Origin of the sequence: Kocuria sp. UBA5001, from assembly GCF_002398425.1 — a bacterium.
Classification (GTDB): Bacteria; Actinomycetota; Actinomycetes; order Actinomycetales; family Micrococcaceae; genus Kocuria; species Kocuria salsicia.
This window is the reverse complement of the sequence record NZ_DGYR01000002.1, coordinates 79912-99290: the sequence shown is the minus strand read 5'-3', so window position 1 is coordinate 99290 and position 19379 is coordinate 79912. Positions and strand designations below refer to the sequence as shown.

Sequence of the window (19379 nt, the reverse complement as noted above, 5' to 3'; positions counted from 1 at the left end):
ATGCGACCACGGCGAACGGGCCCGCGGGAGAGATCCTGCGGGCCCGTCGTCGTACCCGGGGGGCCGCGAGTGGACGGTGCCGGTAGCAGCGCGGAAGGTGCGGCCGCGGCAGGGACGGACGGAGCGGCGTCGTCGTGCCCCGCACGCAGGACCCCCGCGACGACGCAGCCCGGGACCCGGCCCGCGCCCCACCTCACCCGGCGAAGAAGAACCTCGTGAGGTGGAAGAACACCGGGGCGGCGAAGATCAGGGAGTCCATGCGGTCCAGGATGCCGCCGTGGCCGGGGATGAGCGTGCCGAAGTCCTTGATCCCGCGGTCCCGCTTGAGGCTGCTCATCACCAGGCCGCCCGCGAATCCGAGGAGGCACGAGAGCAGAGCCAGCACGGCGGCTTGCCACGGGGTGAACGGGGTGAGCCACCACAGGGCGGCACCGAGCGCCGTCGCCGAGAGGATCCCTCCGACGAACCCCTCCCACGTCTTGTTGGGACTCACGGTGGGTGCGATCCTGTGCCGCCCCACAGTATTGCCCCAGAGGTACTGGAGCACGTCCGAGCCCTGCACCACGACCACCAGGAACAGCAGCAGCGCCCCGGCCTCCGGCCCGCCGGATCCCACCGGGGAGCCGTCCGCCGCAGCCTTGCCGTCCCGGAACACCACGGGCAGCTGGAGCACCGCGGGCAGGTAGCTCAGCGCGTAGACGCACACCATGAGCCCCCACTGGCTCAGCGCGGCCCTGTGGAGGAAGGACTCCGTGCGCCCGGACAGGGCCAGCAGCACGGGCAGGAACAGGAACACGTAGACGGGGATGAAGATGGCGTACATCCCGTACCAGTGCTGCCACAGGAACCAGAAGTGCAGGGGGCTGAGCACGGCCATGATCCACACCATGACCCGCTGGTCCCGTTCCCCTCGCGGCATCAGGTCCGCGAACTCGCGCATGGCCACCAGCGAGAGCGCCAGGAACAGCAGCACCACCGCAGTCTCGCCGAGCGCCAGGGCGCCCACGAGCACACCCACCATGAGCCACCACGCGACGATCCGCTGCCGCACGTTCACGAGCGTGGTCCGCAGCCCGTCCGAGCGGGTGCGGCGGTACATCACCTCGGCCGCGAGCGTGGCCAGCACCAGGACCACGAGCAGTCCGAGCACCAGGCGCCAGCTCTGCGGGCCGAGCAGGCCGATGGTCGTCACGGCCTAGCCCCGGGCCCGCAGCTCGCGGGAGATCGCGCCCAGCCGGGAGGCCACGGTGAGCGCACTGCCCAGCGCCACCACCAGGAGCGTGAGCCACAGGACGATCCCGGGCTGCCACCCCAGCAGCGGCTCGACGAGGCTCAGCAGGATGCCTCCCATGAGCACCCACATGCGCCGCTGCTTGGGCAGCACGCCCCCGAACTGCTGCGCGCACCCCGCGCTCACGCCGAGCGTCCGCACGTAGGCGGTCAGCACGGCGAGGCTGCCGGCGAGCCAGCCGAGGGTCACGCCTCCCGTCACGGACGACGCCGCCCAGCCCGCCCCCGCGAGCAGCGCGAGGTCCGAGACACGGTCCGGCACCTCGTTGTACAGCTCCCCGGTGGGGGTCCGCAGACCGCCCTCGACGGCGAGCATCCCGTCCAGCATGTTGCACAGCAGCCGCAGCGGGATGCAGAGAGCGGCGAGCAGCAGCGCGACCGCGCGCAGTGCGCCGTCCGCGTGGCCCGCCACGACCAGGAAGCCGCAGCCCACGAGTGCTGTGACCACCGACGCCACGGACACGTGGTTGGGGCGGATGCCGGCGCGCTGCAGGGTCGAGGCGGCAGCGGTCGCCCATCCGGCGGTGCGCTGGGGAATGGGGCGGCGCAGGGGGCCGGTGGGGGACATGTCGCTCCTCGTCTCATGGGTTCCTCATGCATTTTCACAGAATTTGCGCCCTGTGGATACGAGGCAACAGTGACACGGCGGGCGGCCCGGTGGGATTGGATGTCCACAGGACAGCATTCGACACCGCTGAGGAGCGTGCCATGGACAGGACGTCTGGTCGTCGCAGGGACCACGTGGTCGCCGGACTCTGGGGTTTCGCGGAGGCCACGGGGTTCTTCGTGGTGCCGGACATGTGGATCTCCGCGCTGGCCGTGAAGAACCTCCGGCGGGGACTGGCGAGCACCGTCTCCGCGACGGCCGGGGCCGTGGTGGGCGGGGCGCTCATGCACCGCTGGGGCGGGCGAGTTCTGGCGGGGCGCTCGGCCTGGCTGCTGACCCGGCTGCCCGCCGTCTCTCCCGCGATGCTGGAACGGGTGGAGCGGGAGATGGCCTCGCACGGATTCGCCGCCGTGCTCCTGGGTCCGCTGCGGGGTACCCCGTACAAGCTCTACGCGCGGACGGCCGGGCTGCGCGGGGACCCGCTGCCCGCGTTCCTGGCGTGGTCGGTTCCCGCCCGTGCGCCGCGGTTCGTGGTGGTCACGACGGCGGTCGGCGCGCTCTCCGCCCTGCTCCGGTCTCTGCGTCCCCACGCCCCGGGAGGGGTGCGCTGGGCGATCTTCACCGCCGGGTGGACCGCGTTCTACGCGTGGTACTTCCGCACGGTGGGCCGGGACTGAGTGGGTCTACGCGCGGGAGGGGCGCGGCTGACTGCGGCTCACCGCGGCTGACCGCTGCTTTCTCTGGCTGGCGCACCCGGGGACGACGACTCCGCGTCACGCCACGTAGCGCGCCCGCACCTCCTCCGGCAGCATCCCGCCACCGGTCAGCCACGCCATGTGGGTGATGTTCTCCGGTGCGGCACCGAAGGGCTCGCCCTCCTCCGAGACCCGCCGGATCGACTCCAGAGCAGCCGCGGCGGACGGCTCCACCACCATGCCCTCAGCCCTGTGCAGTGCCCTGACCTGCACGGACATCTGCTCGTCGGTCGCAGTGACGTAGCCGTCCACCAGCCTCTGGACCGCGCGCCCCACGAAGCCGGAGGGCCTGCCCACGGCCAGCCCGTCCGCAATGGTCCGGGTGCTCAGACCAAGCTCCGCCACGGATATCCCGTCGTGCCGGCCGGTGCGCACGCCCAGCAGCATGCACGGGGCCTGCGTGGGCTCCACAAACACGCAGTGCACGGCGTCACCGAACTCACGTTTGAGCCCGTAGGCCACGCCTCCCGGCGCACCGCCGATCCCGCAGGGCAGGTGCACCACCAGCGGGTGCTCGCTGTCCGCCGCAACACCCTGTTCTCGCAGCTGCGAGGCAACGCGGGCCCCCGCTACCGCATACCCCGCGAAGAGGCTCAGGGAGTGCTCGTCATCCACGAAGTGCACGGTCTCGTCCTGCTCCGCGGCGGCGCGTCCGGCGGCCACGGCCTCGGTGTAGTCGGTGACGTGCTCCACCACCTCCACGCCCCGGGAGCGCAGGAGGTCCTTCTTCCACTGCTGCGCGTGCGTGGACATGTGCACGGTGGCCTGCAGTCCCAGCGCGGAGGAGATGATCCCGATGGACATCCCCAGGTTGCCGGTGGAGCCCACCACCACGCGGTGCCCACCCATGAGCTTCCGGAAGGGCGCGGTGGCGAAGACGGAGTAGTCCACGTCTTCCCCAGCAGCTGTGAAGTGGGAGGGGGACGACAGGGCCAGCAGCCCGTGCCCGACGGCGAGCGCCTCCGCGTACTGCAGCACCTCGTGCACCCCGCCGCGGGCCTTGACGGAGCCGCTCACGGGGAGGATGTCGTCCCGTTTGAGCAGCACGCGCCCGACCGCAGGGGCCTGGTCTGCGCGCCACGCGGGAGCCGCGTGCAGGGGCGACTCGATGAGTCCACTGGCGGCAGCGGTGTCCGGGAACGTCGCGGCGATCCACGGCCGGAACCGTTCCAGCCGCGCGGCGGCGTCGGCCACGATGGATGGGTCCACGCCGGAGGCGGCGAGACCGCGGATGGTGTCCGAGGCGGCGTCGTTCCACCAGGTCACGGGCTCCTCGCGGGCGAGCCGGGAGACGAGCGGATCGGCGAGCAGAGCGGCGTCGGGCTCCGGGGAAGCGGCGGGCGGGGTGACTCCGGAGTTCGTCATGACCTCATCATGTCGCGCCGGGCCAGCTCCCGGTACTGCGACGCCAGGCGCACCGGTGCGTTGGGTGCGCCGAAGCCCTCGTAGCCGTCGAAACGCTGCACCACCTCCACGAACACCTCCCCGAGCGTGGGCGTGTAGAAGTGCAGGAACTCGCCGGTCTCGTCCCGGTCGTAGAGCAGACCGTTGGACTCGAGCGTCCCCACGAAGTCGGCGTCCAGGTCGAAGCGGGCCACGAGGTCCTCGTAGTAGTTGGTGGGGACCGGCAGGAAGGCGAGGCCGCGGCGTCGTGCCCGCTGGGCCACGGCCACGATGTCCGAGCAGGCGAGCGCGATGTGCTCCGGGTACGCCGCCCCCGTGAAGGCGACCTGCTCGGCAGCCATGGGCGCCACGTTGAGGGGGATACGCACGACGCCGCCCGCCGAGCGCATGACCTGTGAGCGCACGAGCCCGGAGGGGCCCGCCACATCCTGGGACGGCGCGGGGTGCAGGTCCAGCAGGGAGGTGAGGAACAGGACGGCCTCGTCGTAGTGCTGCCACGGCTGGGCGAGGTTCACGTGGTCCACCCCCGTGAGCAGGGACGCCGGGGCGTCGTCCTGCGGGTCCGCGCCGAACTCCGCGAGCCACGGGGGCACGCCCTGCTCGCCGCAGGGCCCGAAGAAGATCTCGGTGCCGTCCGGGGCGACGACGCCGTGCAGCACGGTCTCGTCCGGCAGCTGGGCGCGGTCCACGGTCTGGGCGAGCAGCCTCTCGGCGCGGTACGCGGCGACGTCCGGGTCCGTGACCTGGAAGCCGAGCGCCGCGAGCCGCGTGGGCTGGGCCGTGGCGCGGGGGTCCTCCGAGACCACGATCCGCACGGGGCCCTGCGTCCACGCCTGCACCGAGTCCTTGGAGCGGTGGTGGCCGGAGAGCGAGAAGCCCAGCTGGTGCAGCATGCGGGTGACGTGGCCGAGCTCGCGGGTGCGCAGCTCCAGGAAGTCCCACGCGCGGGGCGCCTGGGGTGCCGGGAGATCCGTGAGCATGAGCGGCGCCCGGTCCGGGTCACCGCCGGCCCCGCGGACCGCGTCCGCCGTCTGGTCCTCCAGCCAGCGCAGGGAGCGCAACCCGTCCACCGCGGTGCGGTGCACGTCCGCCTGGCGGAACGAGTCGTTGAAGATCTCCAGGGAGACCGGGCCCGCGTAGCCGACCTCGTGAAGCCGTCCCAGCAGGTCCACCAGGTCGAAGTCCCCCTCGCCCGGGAACACCCTGTGGTGGCGGGACCACGAGAGGACGTCCTGCTTCAGCAGGGGTGCGTCCGCGAGCTGGACGAAGAAGAGCTTGCGGGGATCGCAGTCCTCCGACCCCTCCACGGTGTCCCCGCGGGAGAAGATGTGGAAACTGTCCAGACACGTGCCCACGCGAGGGTGGTCCGCGAGCTCCACGAGTCGGTGGGCGTGGCGCCACGTGTTCACGTGCGCGCCCCAGGCCAGGGCCTCGTAGGCCAGGTCGACGCCGTACTCGGCCGCGACGTCGCCCGCCGCGCGCAGCTGCTCCGCAATGGCGGCGTCGTCCTTCAGGACTCCCGTGGCCACGTTCGAGCACACCAGCAGCACCGAGGTGCCCAACCGGTTCATGAGCTCGCACTTTACGCGCAACCGCCGCAGGGAGTCCGGGAACGCCTCGGGTGCCACCTCCACGCCGTCCCGGAAGGGCTGGTACATGTCCAGGGAGAGGTCCAGCTCGGCGGCGAGATCCCGCAGCTGCTCGGGCGAGGAGTCGGAGACCACGAGGTCCGGCTCGAAGACCTCGATGCCGTCGAAGCCGGCCGCCGCGGCGGCGCGCATCTTCTCCTCGAGCGTGCCGGACAGGCACACGGTCGCGATGCTGGTCCTCACAGGGCATCACCGCCGAGCACGTGGCCGGAGTCCGTGCCCGCCGGGGCCTCCTGGCCCGTGAGCTGCAGGAAGTGGGCGCGCATGCGTGCGCTGTCCGGCGTCGTTCCCGTAATCAATGCAAACGCATCGACAGCCTGGCCCACCGCCATGTGGCCGCCGTCCAGCACGGCGCAGCCCAGCGCGCGGGCCGCCCGCACGAGCGGGGTGTCCATGGGCAGGTAGACCACGTCCGCCACCCAGTGGGTGGGCCGCAGCAGGTCGAGGTCGAACGGGGCGCCCGGGTGGTGGTGCATTCCCATGGGGGTCGCGTTGACCACCCCGTCCGCCGCGGCGATCTGCTCTGGAGCCTGCGCGGCGGTGACCGCCTCCACGGTGGCCTGCGGATAGCGTGCGGCCAGCTCCGCGGCCCGCTCCGTGGCGCGCGCCACGTCCATGTCCACCAGCGAAACCTGCACGGCGCCCAGGCCCAGCAACGCCTCCGCCACCGCGGAGCCGGCACCGCCGGAGCCAAACTGCACCACCCGGCCCGGCGCCACGCCATCGAGCCCCTTCTCGAAGCCCCGGGTAAAGCCGGAGCAGTCCGTGTTGTGGCCGATGAACCTGCCGTCCTGGAGCAGCACCGTGTTCACTGCCTGGATCGCCTCGGCCTGCGGGTCGATCTCGTCCAGGTGCTCCAGCACCAGCTGCTTGCACGGGTGCGTGATGTTGAAGGCGTTGAAACCCAGGTCCCGACCGGCGCTCAGCAGCTGCCCCACGTCCTCGCCCGGGCGGCCGATCACCGCGAGGTCCACGGGGCGGTAGAGGTAGCGCAGACCGTGGTGGTCCGCCTCGCGCTCGTGCATGGGCGGAGTGAGGCTCTCGGTGATGCCGTCACCGACCAGCCCCACCAGGTAGGACTCGTTGCGAGTGGACATGGGATTCCCTTTCCGAAGGATGCGTGAGGCGCGAGATCCGCGGGATTCGTGGAGCACGTGCGCGGCGACATCGCCGCCCCAGGTTTTCAGCGTCGTTGCGGGAGCAGAGCGGCGAGCCTGTCGGCGGCCTCCCGCAGCAGCGGCAGGTGCTGCACCAGCTCGTGCGGGTCGCAACGGTGGACGGGGGCGGCCAGGGCGAGCGCGGCCCGCACGGGAGCCCCCGGGGACAGGACGGGGACGGCCAGGGCCGCCATGCCATCGTCGTGCTCCTGGTCCTGCAGCGCCCAGCCCTGCTCGCGGACGCGGTCGAGTTCGGCCCTCAGCCCGTCCCGATCCGTGAGCGAGTTCTCCGTACGGGCTGACATCTCGATCGTCTCGACGAGGTGCTCCCGGGTCTGCGGGTCCGAGAACGCGAGCAGTGCGCGGCCCAGCGCGGAGGTGTGCAGCTCTCCGCGGTCCCCGGGGTCCGTGGTGGTGCGGTGGTGGGGCCCGTCCACGGTGTGCACGGTCAGGAAGCGGTCCCCGTCCAGCACGGCCAGCAGGCAGCTCTCACCGGTGGCCTCCACCACCTCGCGCATCACAGGGAGCGCGGTGCCGGCCCAGCCCCTCGCCGAGGCCACCCTCTGGCCCATCGCGAAGAGCAGCAGCCCCAGCCGGTAGCGCTTCGTCTCCGGTTCGAACTCCGCGTAGCCCTCGTCCACGAGCGTGGACAGCAGCCGGTAGCACGTGCTGAAGGCGTAGCCCGAGTCCTCGACCAGCTGCTTCGCCGTGGCACCGTCCGGGTGCTCGGCGAGCAGCGGCAGCAGGGCCAGACCCTTGCGCACCGTACCGGAGCGGTCGCCGGCACGGGACGTGCCGTTCGCCGCGGAGGCCCCGGACGACGTCGCCTCGCGGTCCAGGCGGGGCGACGCCGCCCCGTGGACCGGGCTCGCGACGTCCTGCTGCGCGGACGTGGAGGGGGTGGGGGACATGAGGTGCTCCTGCTTCACGGACGAACTTCTTGCGAAACCACTTGACGAACAGTGTGACCCACACCATGCTGGGTTTCAAGTATTCGGAAGTGATTTTCATTATTCAGCAATCATCGTTCGTGCTTGCCTCTTCACCCGTTAGGACACGCTCATGACCACGACCCCGGAAACGGGCGGCCGCGACGGCGCGGCCCCCACGGGTGCCGAGCACTCCGGCCCCGCCAAGACCCCCAGGAAGGCCGCACTCGCCAGCTGGGTGGGCTCCGCGCTCGAGCACTACGACTTCGCGGTGTACGGCACGGCCGCCGCGCTCGTGCTCAACCACCTGTTCTTCCCCAAGGACACCTCCCCGGGTGCGGCCATCCTCTTTGCCATGGGGACCGTGGGTGTGGCCTACATCGTCCGCCCGCTGGGCGCGCTCATCATGGGTCCGCTGGGCGACCGCCTGGGGCGCAAGTTCGTACTCATGCTGACCCTGTTCCTCATGGGCGGCTCCACGTTCGCGGTGGGCTGCCTGCCCACCTACGACCAGGTGGGGCTGCTCGCGCCCGCGCTGCTCGTGCTGTGCCGCGTGATCCAGGGGCTCTCGGCCTCCGGGGAGCAGGCGAGCGCCATCTCCGTGTCGCTGGAGCACGCTGACGACCGCCACCGCGCCGTCACCACCTCGTGGACGCTGCAGGGCACTCAGTTCGGCACCCTGCTCGCGACCGCCGTCTTCATCCCCTTCACCCTGCTGCTGAGCGAGGAGCAGCTGTTCAGCTGGGGCTGGCGTATCCCGTTCTGGATCTCCGCCGTGGTGGTCCTGGCCGCCTACCTGATCCGCCGCCACCTGGAGGAGCCGCCGGCCTTCGAGGACGCCCAGTCCGAGATGCCGGAGGAGAAGCCCGCCACCCCGCTCTCGCTGATGTTCAAGTACCACAAGACCGCCGTGATCCGGATCGCCGCGGCCGCGCTGATCAACACCGTGAACGTGGTCTTCCTGGTGTGGTCCCTGTCCTTCGCCACCTCCGTGGTGGGCCTGGAGCGCTCCACGATGCTGTGGGTGTCCGTGCTGGCCAACTTCGTGGCCCTGTTCACGATCCCCGCGTGGGCCACCCTCGCGGACCGGATCGGACGCAAGCCGGTGTTCATCGGCGGCGTGGTCGGCTCCTCGCTGCTGATGTTCCCCTACCTCTCGGCGATCTCCGCCGGGAACTGGGTCATGATCTTCGTGCTCGGCGCGGCGCTCTCCGGCGTGCTGTACTCCATGGCCAACGCCGTGTGGCCGGCCTTCTACGCGGAGATGTTCCCCACCCGGGTGCGCGTCTCCGGCCTGGCGCTCGGCACGCAGATCGGCTTCGCGATCTCCGGCGGCGTCACGCCGATCCTGGCCACCGCTGTGGCCGGCAGCGCGGGCGACAACTGGTTCAACGTGGCCCTCGTGGTCTGCGGCGCGGCCCTGATCGCCGCCGTCGCCGCCTTCACCGCCACCGAGACGAAGGACCGCTCGCTGCGCGACATCGACAACCTGCACACCACGCGCACCGAGGCACTCGCCATCATCGCGCTCGACAAGCAGGGCCCCGCCCGCGGCTGACCCACCTCGCACGACACAGCCGTGGCGGCCGGGCTCCCCCGACCGCCACGGCTTTCTCATGCGATCTCATGCTGTGGTCCGGGGCGCCCTGGATTCAGCGCAGCTCCGGCAGCGTGGCACCACGTTGCGGGTAGGAGGACTGCGTCCCTGCGGCGAGCACGGCTCCTGCGGCAAAGCGCGCCGCGTACGACGTCGCCTCGTCCAACCCTGCTCCGGCGGCCAGTCGGGCCGCCACGGCGCCGACGAACGCATCGCCCGCACCGGTGGTGTCCACAGCCCTCACCCGGGCCGCAGGCACGGTGCGCACACCAGAGGCATCCGCCACGAAGGCACCGCGAGCACCCAGGGTCATGACCACGTTCGGCACCCCGGCTGCGAGCAGCGCCGCCACGGTGGCTTCCTCCCCCAGCCCCTCCGGGCTCCCGCCGAGCAGACGGAGGGCCTCGGCACCCTCGTGCTCGTTCACGATCAGCGGGTCGGCGGCGGTGAGCACACGGGTGGGCACCTCGATCACGGGCGCGAGATTCATCACCACGCGCCCCGGAGCGAGTTCCGCCGCACGGGTCACGGCCTCCGCCGGGATCTCCCCCTGCAGCACGACGACGCCCTCGAGCCCACCGCCGTCCGCCACCGTGTCGACGTCCGCCGCCGTGAGGCTGCCGTTAGCGCCGGGAACCACCACGATGGAGTTCTCCGCGGAGTCATCGACCCAGATCAGCGCCGTGCCGGTCGGCACCCCCTCGCGGGTGAGCACCGTGGAGAGGTCCACGCCGTCGGCCCGGAGGTGGCAGAGCGCAGTGGGCGCGGCGTCGTCGTCCCCCACCGCCCCCACGAAACGGACGGAGGCGCCGGCACGGGACGCCGCAAGTGCCTGGTTGGCGCCCTTGCCTCCCGGGGACGAGACCAGGGACGTACCTAGGAGGGTCTCACCCCGCCCGGGCAGACGCGGGACGGTGGCGGTGACGTCCACGTTGGTGGATCCCACCACGGTGACGTCAATGGACCGGGCGCTCCCGGGTGAAGCGGGTGGTGGCAACGATGACACGGGTCTTCCTCCAAAGGGTCTGCATCTGGTGGATGGTCAGTGGTCAGACGACCCTGCGGTCGGGCCCCGGGCGGGTGACGTGCAGTGCCACGGCGGCCACCATTCCCACGAGCCCTGCGGCGAGGGTGAGCAGGAAACCGTGCCGGGGCACCGCGGAGAGCACACCGCCCAGGGCGGAGCCGAAGGCGACTCCCAGCACCAGGCAGGTGGTCAGCATGGTCATCACGCTCGCGATCCGGTGGGACGGCGCCACGTGCTCGCCGCGCGTGTAGGCGCTCACGAGCATCGTCCCGACGCCCAGGCCGGTCACCATGAACAGCAGCCCCAGCACCGCGGGCCCGGGAATGCTCAGGAGCACGAGCGCCACGAGCGAGACGAGCATCGCCCCGCCCGCCACGCGGACAGACAGCGGCAGCCGCCGGGGCAGGCGGGAGACCAGCATGCTCGCCAGCGCACTGCCCACGCCCATGCAGCCGTAGATGAGACCCGTGTACCCGGCCGTACCGCGGGCGTCGTTGATGGCGGTCAGCACTGTCTGCGTGGAGCCGAACACGGTCCCCACGCACAGGCACACGAGCATGGGCGGCAGCACAGCGGCCCAGCGGATCCGGGGTGCGGTGCCGTCGGCGACGTCCAGCGTGTGGGTGTCCACGGCGAGTCCGCGGCGGCTGAGCAGGTACACGATGAAGCACCCCTGCCCCAGCACCACCCAGGCCATCAGCACCCCCAGCGCTGGGTTCGGTCCGAGCAGGCCCACCAGCACACCCGCGATCACGGGGCCCAGGATGAACCCCACCTCGTCGCACGCGGTCTCGTAGCCGAGCGCCCTGCTCACGAGCCCCGGGAGACGACGTCGCCGCGCGATCGCCGACCAGCGCGCCCGCGCGATCGCACCCACCTGCGGGTTCGTGGAACCGATCAGTGCGGCGAAAACGAGCACGAGGGCGGAGGGCCCGTCATGGAGGACCACGAGCAGCAGCGACCCCATGCCGAGAAGCTGCACCACTGTGGCGGCGGCGACCACGGGCAGCGGCCCGAACCGGTCCACCAGCCGCCCCACCAGCGGTGCACCGATCGCGGAGCCGAGACCGGCCGCGGCCACGGTGAGCCCGGCGAGCCCGAGACCCAGCCCGGCCCCGCTCACGTAGAGCAGCAGCCCGAGCTGCACGGTCGCGGCGGGCAGGCGCCCGATCAGCGCGGTGACGAGGAACGCCCAGCCGCCCACAGCCGGGAGGGACAGGGACCCGCCCGCCTCAGAGGGGTGGGACGACGTCACGGGGGCGGCAGCGGCGTCGGGCGCCGTGCCGGGCGAGGGGGAGGAAGTCATCAGAGTGCTCCAGGGTAGGGCGAACGCCCGCGCACCCGACCACACGCGCGGAGAATCCCCTGGCAACACCACGATGCTACCGGGAGGCCCGCACAAGTCCGCACGCAAAGACAACCACCGCACGTCCAGAAACGAGACTCACATCACATCGAAGGGCAGGATGGCCCCATGACTGAACAGACAAACCCCGCCCGCCACATCGTCGTCGTGGGCGCGGGAACCGCCGGATCCATCGTCGCGGGGCGCGCCGCCGCCGCGGGCCACCGGGTGACGCTGCTCGAGGCCGGCAGCCAGGACACCAACCCCGTCATCACACGGCTCGCCCGCCTGGGAGAGCTGTGGCACGGCCCGGAGGACTGGGACTACTTCACGGTCCCGCAGGAGCACGCGTCTGGCCGCGTCATCCACTGGCCGCGCGGACGGGTCCTCGGCGGCTCTCACGCCCTGAACGCCGCCATCTGGGTGCGCGGCAACCCGCTGGACTACGACGACTGGGCCGCTGCGGGCTGCAATGGCTGGGCCTGGAGCGACGTCGCCCCCGTCTTCGAGGCGCTGGAGGCCTACGACGGCCCCACCACGGACGACGCCGCCGCGGCGCCCCGCGGCACCGACGGTCCCGTTCCCGTGGTGGGCACGTACGAGCTCAGCCCCGTCTTCGACGCGATCATCGCCGCGTCCGAGGCGGTGGGCGTGCCCTTCAACGAGGACTACAACGGGGCCACCCAGGACGGTGTGTCCCAGGAGCAGCTCACCGTCCGGGACGGCAAGCGCGTGACCACGTACATGGCGTACGCGAAGCCGTGGGTGGACAAGGGGGCGATCGAGGTCCACACCGGCGCGGTCGTGGAGCGGCTGGTCATCCGGGACGGGCGCGTGGTCGGCGTCCAGCTTCACGCGGGGACGACCTCCGAGGTGGAGGGCATTTCCGGCGAGCCGCCCACGGCTGGTGAGTCCTCGGACGGCGAGGTGATCGAGGTGGACGAGGTGGTCCTGTGCGCTGGGGCCCTGGACAGCCCCAAGATCCTCATGCGCTCCGGGATCGGCCCGGCCGAGCACCTGCGGGAGGTGGGGATCGAGCCGGTCGTGGACCTGCCCGGCGTAGGGGAGAACCTGCACGACCACCTGCTGGTGCCGGTGATCGCTGAGGCCACCGCGAGGACCATCGAGCACGCCGAGGACGAGATCGCGGTGACCCAGACCCACCTGTTCTGGCGCTCCACGAAGGACCAGGACCGCCCGGACACCCAGCCCATCCACTTCTGCGTGCCCATGTACGACGACTGGATGGAGGGCCCGGGCAACGCCTTCACCCTGCACTCCGGCCTGGTGCGCCCGTACTCGCGCGGGCGGATCACCCTGACCGGGCCCAGCAGCACGGACCCCGCCCGGTACGACCCGAACATCTTCGCCGACCCTCGGGACCGCGAGGCCCTGCGGGCGTCCTTCCGCCAGGCACGCGCGATGCTCGCGACGCCGCCCCTCGCGGACGAGTGGGGTGCGCGGGAGATCTACCCCGGGCCGGAGGTCACGGACGAGGCGTCCGAGGACGCGTACATGGACCGCGCCGTGACGACGTACCACCACCAGGTGGGCACGTGCCGCATGGGACCGGACGAGCTGGCCGTGGTGGATCCCGCCACCCTGGAGGTTCACGGTGTGGCGGGCGTTCGGGTGGTGGACGCCTCGATCATGCCGTCCATTCCCACCGGCAACATGAACGCCCCGTCCGCGCTGATCGGCGAGAAGGGCGCGCGGATGCTCCTGGGCGAGTGACACCGCAGCTCATCCCGTGCAAAAACTGAGCAGATGCTGATTTCAGGGCTGAAATCTGCATCTGCTCAGTTTTTTGCAGCGGTAGGCGCGGCGCTCTACTGCACCGCCGTTGAGCCCACGGGGCGCTTTCGGCCCCTGAACTTCGCCGTCAGCGCCTGGTACGCCTCCTTGCCCACGCAGACTGTGGCAAGCATGAAGGTTCCCTTGGACGTCAGCAGGATGCCCGTGACGATGATGGCCCGCGTGCCTCCGCTCAGCGGCGCGAGCTTACCTTTGCGGGTATTCAGCGTTTTCCCACGGTTGCCGTGTCACACCCGGACGCGCGAGTCCGCGAACGGGTAGTCCACGTACCCCTTGGGACCCCCCAGGTAGAAGGTCTCGGGGTCCGGGGTGTTCAGAGCCAGCCCATCGCGCCAGCGCTCCACGAGGTCCGGGTTGGCGAGGAGCTCGCGGCCCACCATCACGCCGTCTGCCAGGTCCGCGGCCATGATGTGCTCCGCCTCGGCCAGCTCGGTGTACTCGGAAAACCCGCTGTTGAGGTAGAAGACGCCGTCGAACTGCTCGCGCAGCTCGCGGACGAAGGGGCCGTCGATGTCCCGGTGCAGTACGGAGAGGTACGCAAGACCCAACCCGCGCAGGCCGGCGAGCAGCGCGGCGTAGGTGGCGCGGACGTCCTCATGGTCGTCCTCCAGAGCGCCCTGGACGTTGTGCTCCGGCGAGATCCGCAGGCCCACCCGGTCCGCGCCGATCTCCTCGGCGACGGCGCGCACCACCTCGACCACGAAGCGCGCACGGTTCTCCGGCGAGCCACCATACGAGTCGGTGCGGTGGTTGGCGGACGGCGCGAGGAACTCGTGGAGGATGTAGCCGTTGGCGCCGTGGACCTCCACGCCGTCGATCCCGGCGTCCACCGCGCGGCGGGCGGCGGCGACGAACTCCTCACGGATCCGGGGCAGCTCGTCCGTCTCCAGCGCGCGAGGAGTGGGCACTGCCTGCTTGCCGCTGGGCACGTGGATGGACTGGTCGATGCCGACGGCGCTCGGCGCCTCGGGCAGCGGACCACCCGTGAGCTCCGGGTGGGAGACGCGCCCGGCGTTCATGACCTGCAAGAACATCACCCCGCCCTTGTCGTGGACGGCCTCCGCCACGCGGGACCACCCGAGGGCCTGCTCGGCCGTCTCGATCCCCGCCTGGCCCCAGAAGCCGCGGCCCGTCACAGCGGGGAACGTCCCCTCGGTGACCACGAGCCCCGCGGAGGCACGCTGCGCGTAGTACTCGACGTTCATATCCTTGGGCACGCCGTCCTCGTCGGAGCGCATACGGGTGAGCGGCGCCATGGCCACGCGGTTCTTCACGTGCACGGCACCCACGGTCATGGGGTCGAAAAGACTGGGCACGGGTTTTCCTCCGTCGGGACGAGGTCTACTGACTGGTCATCAGGGCCAACACGCTTCCCCGCATCACTATTCCCCCGCCCACAGTTCCCCCGGAAAGTTCCCGCGGGAAGCTCATGGCCTCCGGCACCCACGACGGTGCGGACGACCCGAGACCTGGGCCGCCCGCACCGTCGTGCCTGGTGGGCATCCAGGAGGGGGTCGGCGAGAGAAAACCTGCCCGCAGTCACGCCGAACCCGGCCCGCCCCACCCTGTCGAGTGGTCGCGGGCCCGTCTCCCCGTGGGGCCCGTCGAAGGAACCGGTCATTCCCCTGTTCCTGCAGGCAGGCTCCTGCTCAGCCGTACCACTTCTCCTCTGCGGCGGCCTTGGTGCCGTCCTGGCTGGCGATGTCCAGCCAGTTGTCCACGTACTCCTCCCACACGGTGTCCCCCTGCGGCAGCAGGTAGCCCTTGTCGAAGTGGTCGAAGGGCTTGTCGGGATGCACCGAGCACAGCTCCGGGTGGGTGTGCGCCACCCAGCGCGTCTCGGAGGCGTCCGTGACCATCACGTCCGCCGTGCCGTCCACGATCTGGTCGAAGATCGTGTTGTTGTCCTTGTACTTGGTGACCTGGGCGTCCGGGAAGTTCTTGTCGGCGAACTTCTCGTTGGTCCCGCCCAGCGGGGTGACGACCTTCACCGAGGGCTTGTTGATCTCCGCCACGGTGTCGTACTTCTCCTCCTCGCCGCAGCGCACCACGGGCGTCTTGCCGTCCGGGGAGGTCGTGTCCGAGAAGGCCGCCTTCTGGGCGCGGTCGGTCGTGTAGGAGATGCCGCCCACCGCGATGTCGCAGCTCGCGTCCATGTCCGTGACCACGTTCGCCCAGGAGGTCTGCACGAACTCCACCTCCGCGCCCAGGGACTTCCCCAGGCTGCGGGCCATGTCCACGTCGATCCCGGACCACTCACCGCTCTTCGGGTCCTTGTAGGTGTACGGCCGGTAGTCGCCGGTGGTGCACACCTGAATCCTCCCCTCCCGCTGCACCTCACCGAGGTGCGAGTGCTGGGCCGTGGGTGCCACACCGGCACTCGCGAACGACGACGATGTCGTGCCCTCCTGCCCCTGCGACCCGCACCCCGTGAGCACGGCGGCGATCCCCACGGCCACCGCAGCGGCCGTGATCCCTGCCGGGCGTGACCGTGTGATCATGCGCTTCCTCCCGTGCCTCACGGGGTGCCGGGCGGCAGACCTCAACGGGAGATGACCCTGCTGGCCGCGACCGACTTGAGGCCCTCCACGCCGAACTCCAGGCCGAAGCCGGACTTCTTGACGCCGCCGAAGGGAATGCGGGGGTCCACGGCGCCGTGCTTGTTGATCCACACAGTGCCGGCCTCCAGGCGCCGGGCCACGTCCATGGCGGCGTCCCGGTCCGAGCTCCACACGGAGGCACCGAGCCCCACGTCCAGGGCGTTGGCCATGCGGATGGCGTCCTCAACGTCCGAGTACTTCACGATGGGCAGGGCTGGGCCGAACTGCTCCTCGGCCACGAGCGGGTTGTCGTCGGACAGGTCTGCGACGAGCGTGGTCGGGTAGAAGTACCCGGGCTGGTCGGTCTCCGGGTCCCCGCCCAGGAGCACGCGACCGCCACCCCTCTTGGCCTCCTCCACGAGGTTGGCCACGATGTCGTACTGCTGCTTGTTCTGCAGCGGGCCGAGCACGTTCTTCTCCTCCAGCCCGTTGCCCATGGGCATCTGCTGAGCCACCCCCACGAGTGCCTCGCACACGGCGTCGTACACGTCCTCGTGCACGTAGAGGCGCTTGAGCGCCGCGCAGGTCTGGCCGGTGTTGATGAAGGCGCCCCAGAAGAGGTCTCCCGCGATGGCCCGGGGGTCCACGTCCGGGAGCACCACACCGGCGTCGTTGCCGCCCAGCTCCAGGGTGAGCCGCGCGAGCCCGTCCGCCGCGGAGCGCATGACGGCCTGGCCCGTGCGGGTGGAGCCCGTGAACATGATCTTGTCCACGCCGCTGTGGGTGGACAGCGCCTTGCCCACCTCACCGCCACCGGGGACCACGCGCAGGACGTCCTCCGGCAGGGCCTGGTTGAGCACGTGCACGAGACCCAGCACGGACAGCGGGGTATACTCGGAGGGCTTGACCACCACGGTGTTGCCCATGCGCAGGGACGCGGCCACCTGCCACACGGTGATCATCATGGGCCAGTTCCAGGGGCCGATCGCCCCCACCACGCCCAGCGGCACGTACTCCATCTCGGCGTAGCCGGACTCGTCGTCCACGAGCACCTCCGGCTCCAGCGGGAAGTCCGCGCTCGCGCGCAGCCACGCCGAGCAGCCACCCACCTCGAACGCCGCATTCGGGCCGTTCTTCACGGGCTTGCCCTGCTCGCGGGACAGCAGCTCGGCGAGCGCCTCGGCGTTGCCCTCGACGGCGTCCGCGGCCTTGTGCAGGTACTCGGAGCGCTTCTCGTGGCCCAGCCCCGCCCAGTCCGGCTGGGCCGCGCGGGCGGCGGCCACGGCGTCGTCGAGATCGGCGGTGGTGGACTCGTGGACCGTGCCGACCACCTCCCCCGTGGCGGGGTCCAGGATCTCGCGGCCGGACGGGTCCGTGATGGCGGAGAGCAGGTCTTGGCAGGTGTTCACAGTGGCTCCTCTGGGGCGGTGGACGGGCGGCGCGGGTGAGCGCGGTGAGCGCGGCCGGCTGCCCCCATTGTGCCGTGGATCACTCGCGCGCAGCAGGCGCCGGAGGTGCTGCGCAGGCAGAGACAAGTGGGGCGCACTGTGGGACAAGGTGCTGCGATGTGGTCCAGGACACACTGGGGACAACGATCCCCGGACCACAGGAGGCCCCCGTGGCAGAGACCACCACCCTTGCGAGACGTCACCTGTCCACCACGTCCGTGGTGTTCATGATCATTGCGGCATCCGCCCCGCTGACCGTGCTGGCGGGCGGCGTCCCCACCAGTTTCGCGGTGTCCGGGCTGCTGGGCGTGCCCCTGGGCTACCTGGCGCTGGGGATCGTGATCATGGTCTTCGCCGTGGGCTACGGCGCCATGAGCGGGCATGTGCAGAACGCCGGAGCGTTCTACGCCTACGTGACCGAGGGTCTGGGCAACCGGCAGGGCATTGCCGCGGCCATCCTGGCCCTGGTGTCCTACAACATGATGCAGGTGGGCCTCTACGGCCTGTTCGGCTTCTCCCTGGCCACCCTGCTGTCCTCGACCCTGGGCGTGGCCGTCCCGTGGTGGGTGGCCGGGGGGATCGGGTGGCTGGTGGTCGCCGCGCTGGGCGTCAACAGCGTGGACCTCTCCGCGAAGGTGCTGGGCTTCCTGGTGGCCCTGGAGTTCCTGGTGGTCACCGTGGTCTCCGTGATGGCCCTGGTCAGTGCCCCGGAGGGCCTGTCCCTGGAGACCGTGAACCCCTCACACTTCCTCACCGGGGGTGTGGGCGTGCTGCTCGCCTTCGGCATCGCCGCGTTCATGGGCTTCGAGTCCGGCGCCATCTACTCGGAGGAGACCAGGAACCCGCGCCGCACCGTGGCCCGTGCCACGTACATCGCGGTGGGTGTGATCGCCGTGTTCTACGCGCTCTCCGCGTGGGCGCTCTCCGTGGGGGTGGGCCCGTCCGCGATCGTGGGGGCCTCCCAGGAGCTCGGGCCGGGCCTGGTGTTCGCGTGGCTCGGCGAGCGCAGCCCCGCCCTGGCCACGGTGGCCAACGTCCTGTTCATCACCTCGCTGCTCGCGGCCCTCGTGGCGTTCCACAACGGCGCGGCCCGCTACTTCTTCGCCCTGGGCCGCACCGGCGTGCTGCCCCGCGTGCTGGGCCGGGTGTCCGCCCGCTCCGGCGCCCCCTTCGCGGGGTCCCTCGCGCAGTCCGTGGTGGGCCTGGTGGTCATCATGGTCTTCGCGGTGGCCGGAGAGGGGTCGGAGCTCGGGGAGATGTTCCCCGTGCTCACCCTGTTCACGTGGCTGACCAACGCCGCCGCCTTCGGCCTGGTGTTCCTGCTGGCCGTGACGTCCGTGGCCGTGGTGGCCTGGTTCGCACGGGACCACCACGGCCACGGGCTCTGGACCCGGCTGGTGGCCCCGGTGATCTCGGCCGTGGCCCTGATCGCCGTGGCCGCACTGATCCTCTCCAACTTCGACCTCATGATCGGCGCGGAGGGCTTCTCCCCGCTGGTGGTCGTGATGCCCGGGATCATCATCGGCTCCGGCGTGGTGGGCCTGCTGTGGGGCGAGGTGCTGCGCCGCACCCGCCCGGAGATCTACGCCGGGATGGACCACGTGGACCGGATCCCCGAGGCCCAGGAGATCCCCGTGGCCCCCGAGCGCCGCTGAGCCCACCCCGTTCCCGGACGACGACGCCGCACCCGGCCCACGGACGCCCTGCGCCACCGTGCACCACCCGCCGGCACCGGGCGCCCGAGGCGCGCTCGGCACCCGGGTGACCGGGCGGCGTCGTCCGCACCCTGTTCGTCCCGACAACCCGCAACCCCTGG

At 71.2% G+C, this 19379-nt stretch carries 15 protein-coding genes; 4 read left to right on the top strand and 11 right to left on the bottom strand.

Annotated features, from left to right (window positions below):
* Positions 1 to 193: 193 nt before the first annotated feature.
* Positions 194 to 1192, bottom strand: a complete 999-nt coding sequence (locus B3G12_RS02085) for a phosphatidate cytidylyltransferase (protein WP_290498848.1) — start codon at positions 1190 to 1192, stop codon at positions 194 to 196.
* A 3-nt stretch (positions 1193 to 1195) separates the two neighbouring features.
* Entirely contained in the window at positions 1196 to 1858 is a 663-nt protein-coding gene (locus B3G12_RS02080; RefSeq protein ID WP_290498846.1) for a CDP-alcohol phosphatidyltransferase family protein, read from the bottom strand.
* 140 nt (positions 1859 to 1998) lie between these two features.
* Here B3G12_RS02080 and B3G12_RS02075 point away from each other — a divergent pair, with 140 nt between their 5' ends.
* Complete coding sequence (locus B3G12_RS02075) at positions 1999 to 2574, top strand: hypothetical protein (RefSeq protein ID WP_290498844.1); 576 nt, start codon at positions 1999 to 2001, stop codon at positions 2572 to 2574.
* A gap of 96 nt (positions 2575 to 2670) precedes the next feature.
* Here B3G12_RS02075 and B3G12_RS02070 read toward each other — a convergent pair whose 3' ends face one another.
* From B3G12_RS02070 to B3G12_RS02055, 4 genes are all read right to left on the bottom strand, one after another.
* A complete protein-coding gene (locus B3G12_RS02070) occupies positions 2671 to 4017 on the bottom strand; it encodes a D-serine ammonia-lyase (RefSeq protein ID WP_145011352.1) in 1347 nt (448 codons plus the stop codon).
* Complete coding sequence (locus B3G12_RS02065; protein WP_290498840.1) at positions 4014 to 5888, bottom strand: bifunctional sugar phosphate isomerase/epimerase/4-hydroxyphenylpyruvate dioxygenase family protein; 1875 nt, start codon at positions 5886 to 5888, stop codon at positions 4014 to 4016. Before B3G12_RS02065 ends, B3G12_RS02070 begins: the two co-directional genes overlap by 4 nt.
* Complete coding sequence (locus B3G12_RS02060; RefSeq protein ID WP_290498838.1) at positions 5885 to 6802, bottom strand: shikimate dehydrogenase; 918 nt, start codon at positions 6800 to 6802, stop codon at positions 5885 to 5887. The genes B3G12_RS02065 and B3G12_RS02060 overlap by 4 nt, the downstream gene beginning before the upstream one ends.
* Before the next feature lie 86 nt (positions 6803 to 6888).
* A complete protein-coding gene (locus tag B3G12_RS02055) occupies positions 6889 to 7773 on the bottom strand; it encodes an IclR family transcriptional regulator (RefSeq protein ID WP_290498836.1) in 885 nt (294 codons plus the stop codon).
* 151 nt (positions 7774 to 7924) lie between these two features.
* Here B3G12_RS02055 and B3G12_RS02050 point away from each other — a divergent pair, with 151 nt between their 5' ends.
* Positions 7925 to 9349 (top strand): MFS transporter, encoded by a 1425-nt coding sequence (locus B3G12_RS02050; RefSeq protein WP_290498834.1) that lies wholly within the window; start codon positions 7925 to 7927, stop codon positions 9347 to 9349.
* A gap of 94 nt (positions 9350 to 9443) precedes the next feature.
* On the opposite strand, the gene B3G12_RS02045 is transcribed toward B3G12_RS02050, so the two are convergent.
* Together B3G12_RS02045 and B3G12_RS02040 are read right to left on the bottom strand one after the other, a co-directional pair.
* Positions 9444 to 10337: a ribokinase gene (locus B3G12_RS02045; RefSeq protein ID WP_290498832.1), complete on the bottom strand. Its 894-nt coding sequence runs from the start codon at positions 10335 to 10337 to the stop codon at positions 9444 to 9446.
* A gap of 100 nt (positions 10338 to 10437) precedes the next feature.
* Entirely contained in the window at positions 10438 to 11721 is a 1284-nt protein-coding gene (locus tag B3G12_RS02040; protein WP_290498830.1) for an MFS transporter, read from the bottom strand.
* 168 nt (positions 11722 to 11889) lie between these two features.
* On the opposite strand from B3G12_RS02040, the gene B3G12_RS02035 reads away from it, so the two are divergent.
* Complete coding sequence (locus B3G12_RS02035; RefSeq protein WP_290498828.1) at positions 11890 to 13494, top strand: GMC family oxidoreductase; 1605 nt, start codon at positions 11890 to 11892, stop codon at positions 13492 to 13494.
* 308 nt (positions 13495 to 13802) lie between these two features.
* On the opposite strand, the gene B3G12_RS02030 is transcribed toward B3G12_RS02035, so the two are convergent.
* The 3 genes from B3G12_RS02030 to B3G12_RS02020 all read right to left on the bottom strand — a co-directional run bounded on the left by B3G12_RS02030 (position 13803) and on the right by B3G12_RS02020 (position 17524).
* Positions 13803 to 14891 (bottom strand): alkene reductase, encoded by a 1089-nt coding sequence (locus tag B3G12_RS02030; protein ID WP_068469683.1) that lies wholly within the window; start codon positions 14889 to 14891, stop codon positions 13803 to 13805.
* A gap of 333 nt (positions 14892 to 15224) precedes the next feature.
* Positions 15225 to 16076, bottom strand: coding sequence for a transporter substrate-binding domain-containing protein (locus B3G12_RS02025; protein ID WP_145011361.1), 852 nt, complete (start codon positions 16074 to 16076; stop codon positions 15225 to 15227).
* A 41-nt stretch (positions 16077 to 16117) separates the two neighbouring features.
* On the bottom strand, positions 16118 to 17524 hold the full coding sequence (locus tag B3G12_RS02020; RefSeq protein ID WP_290498823.1) for an aldehyde dehydrogenase family protein: 1407 nt from the start codon (positions 17522 to 17524) through the stop codon (positions 16118 to 16120).
* A gap of 209 nt (positions 17525 to 17733) precedes the next feature.
* Between B3G12_RS02020 and B3G12_RS02015 the strand changes: the two genes are divergently transcribed.
* A complete protein-coding gene (locus B3G12_RS02015; RefSeq protein ID WP_290498822.1) occupies positions 17734 to 19218 on the top strand; it encodes an APC family permease in 1485 nt (494 codons plus the stop codon).
* The last annotated feature ends 161 nt before the right edge of the window (positions 19219 to 19379 follow it).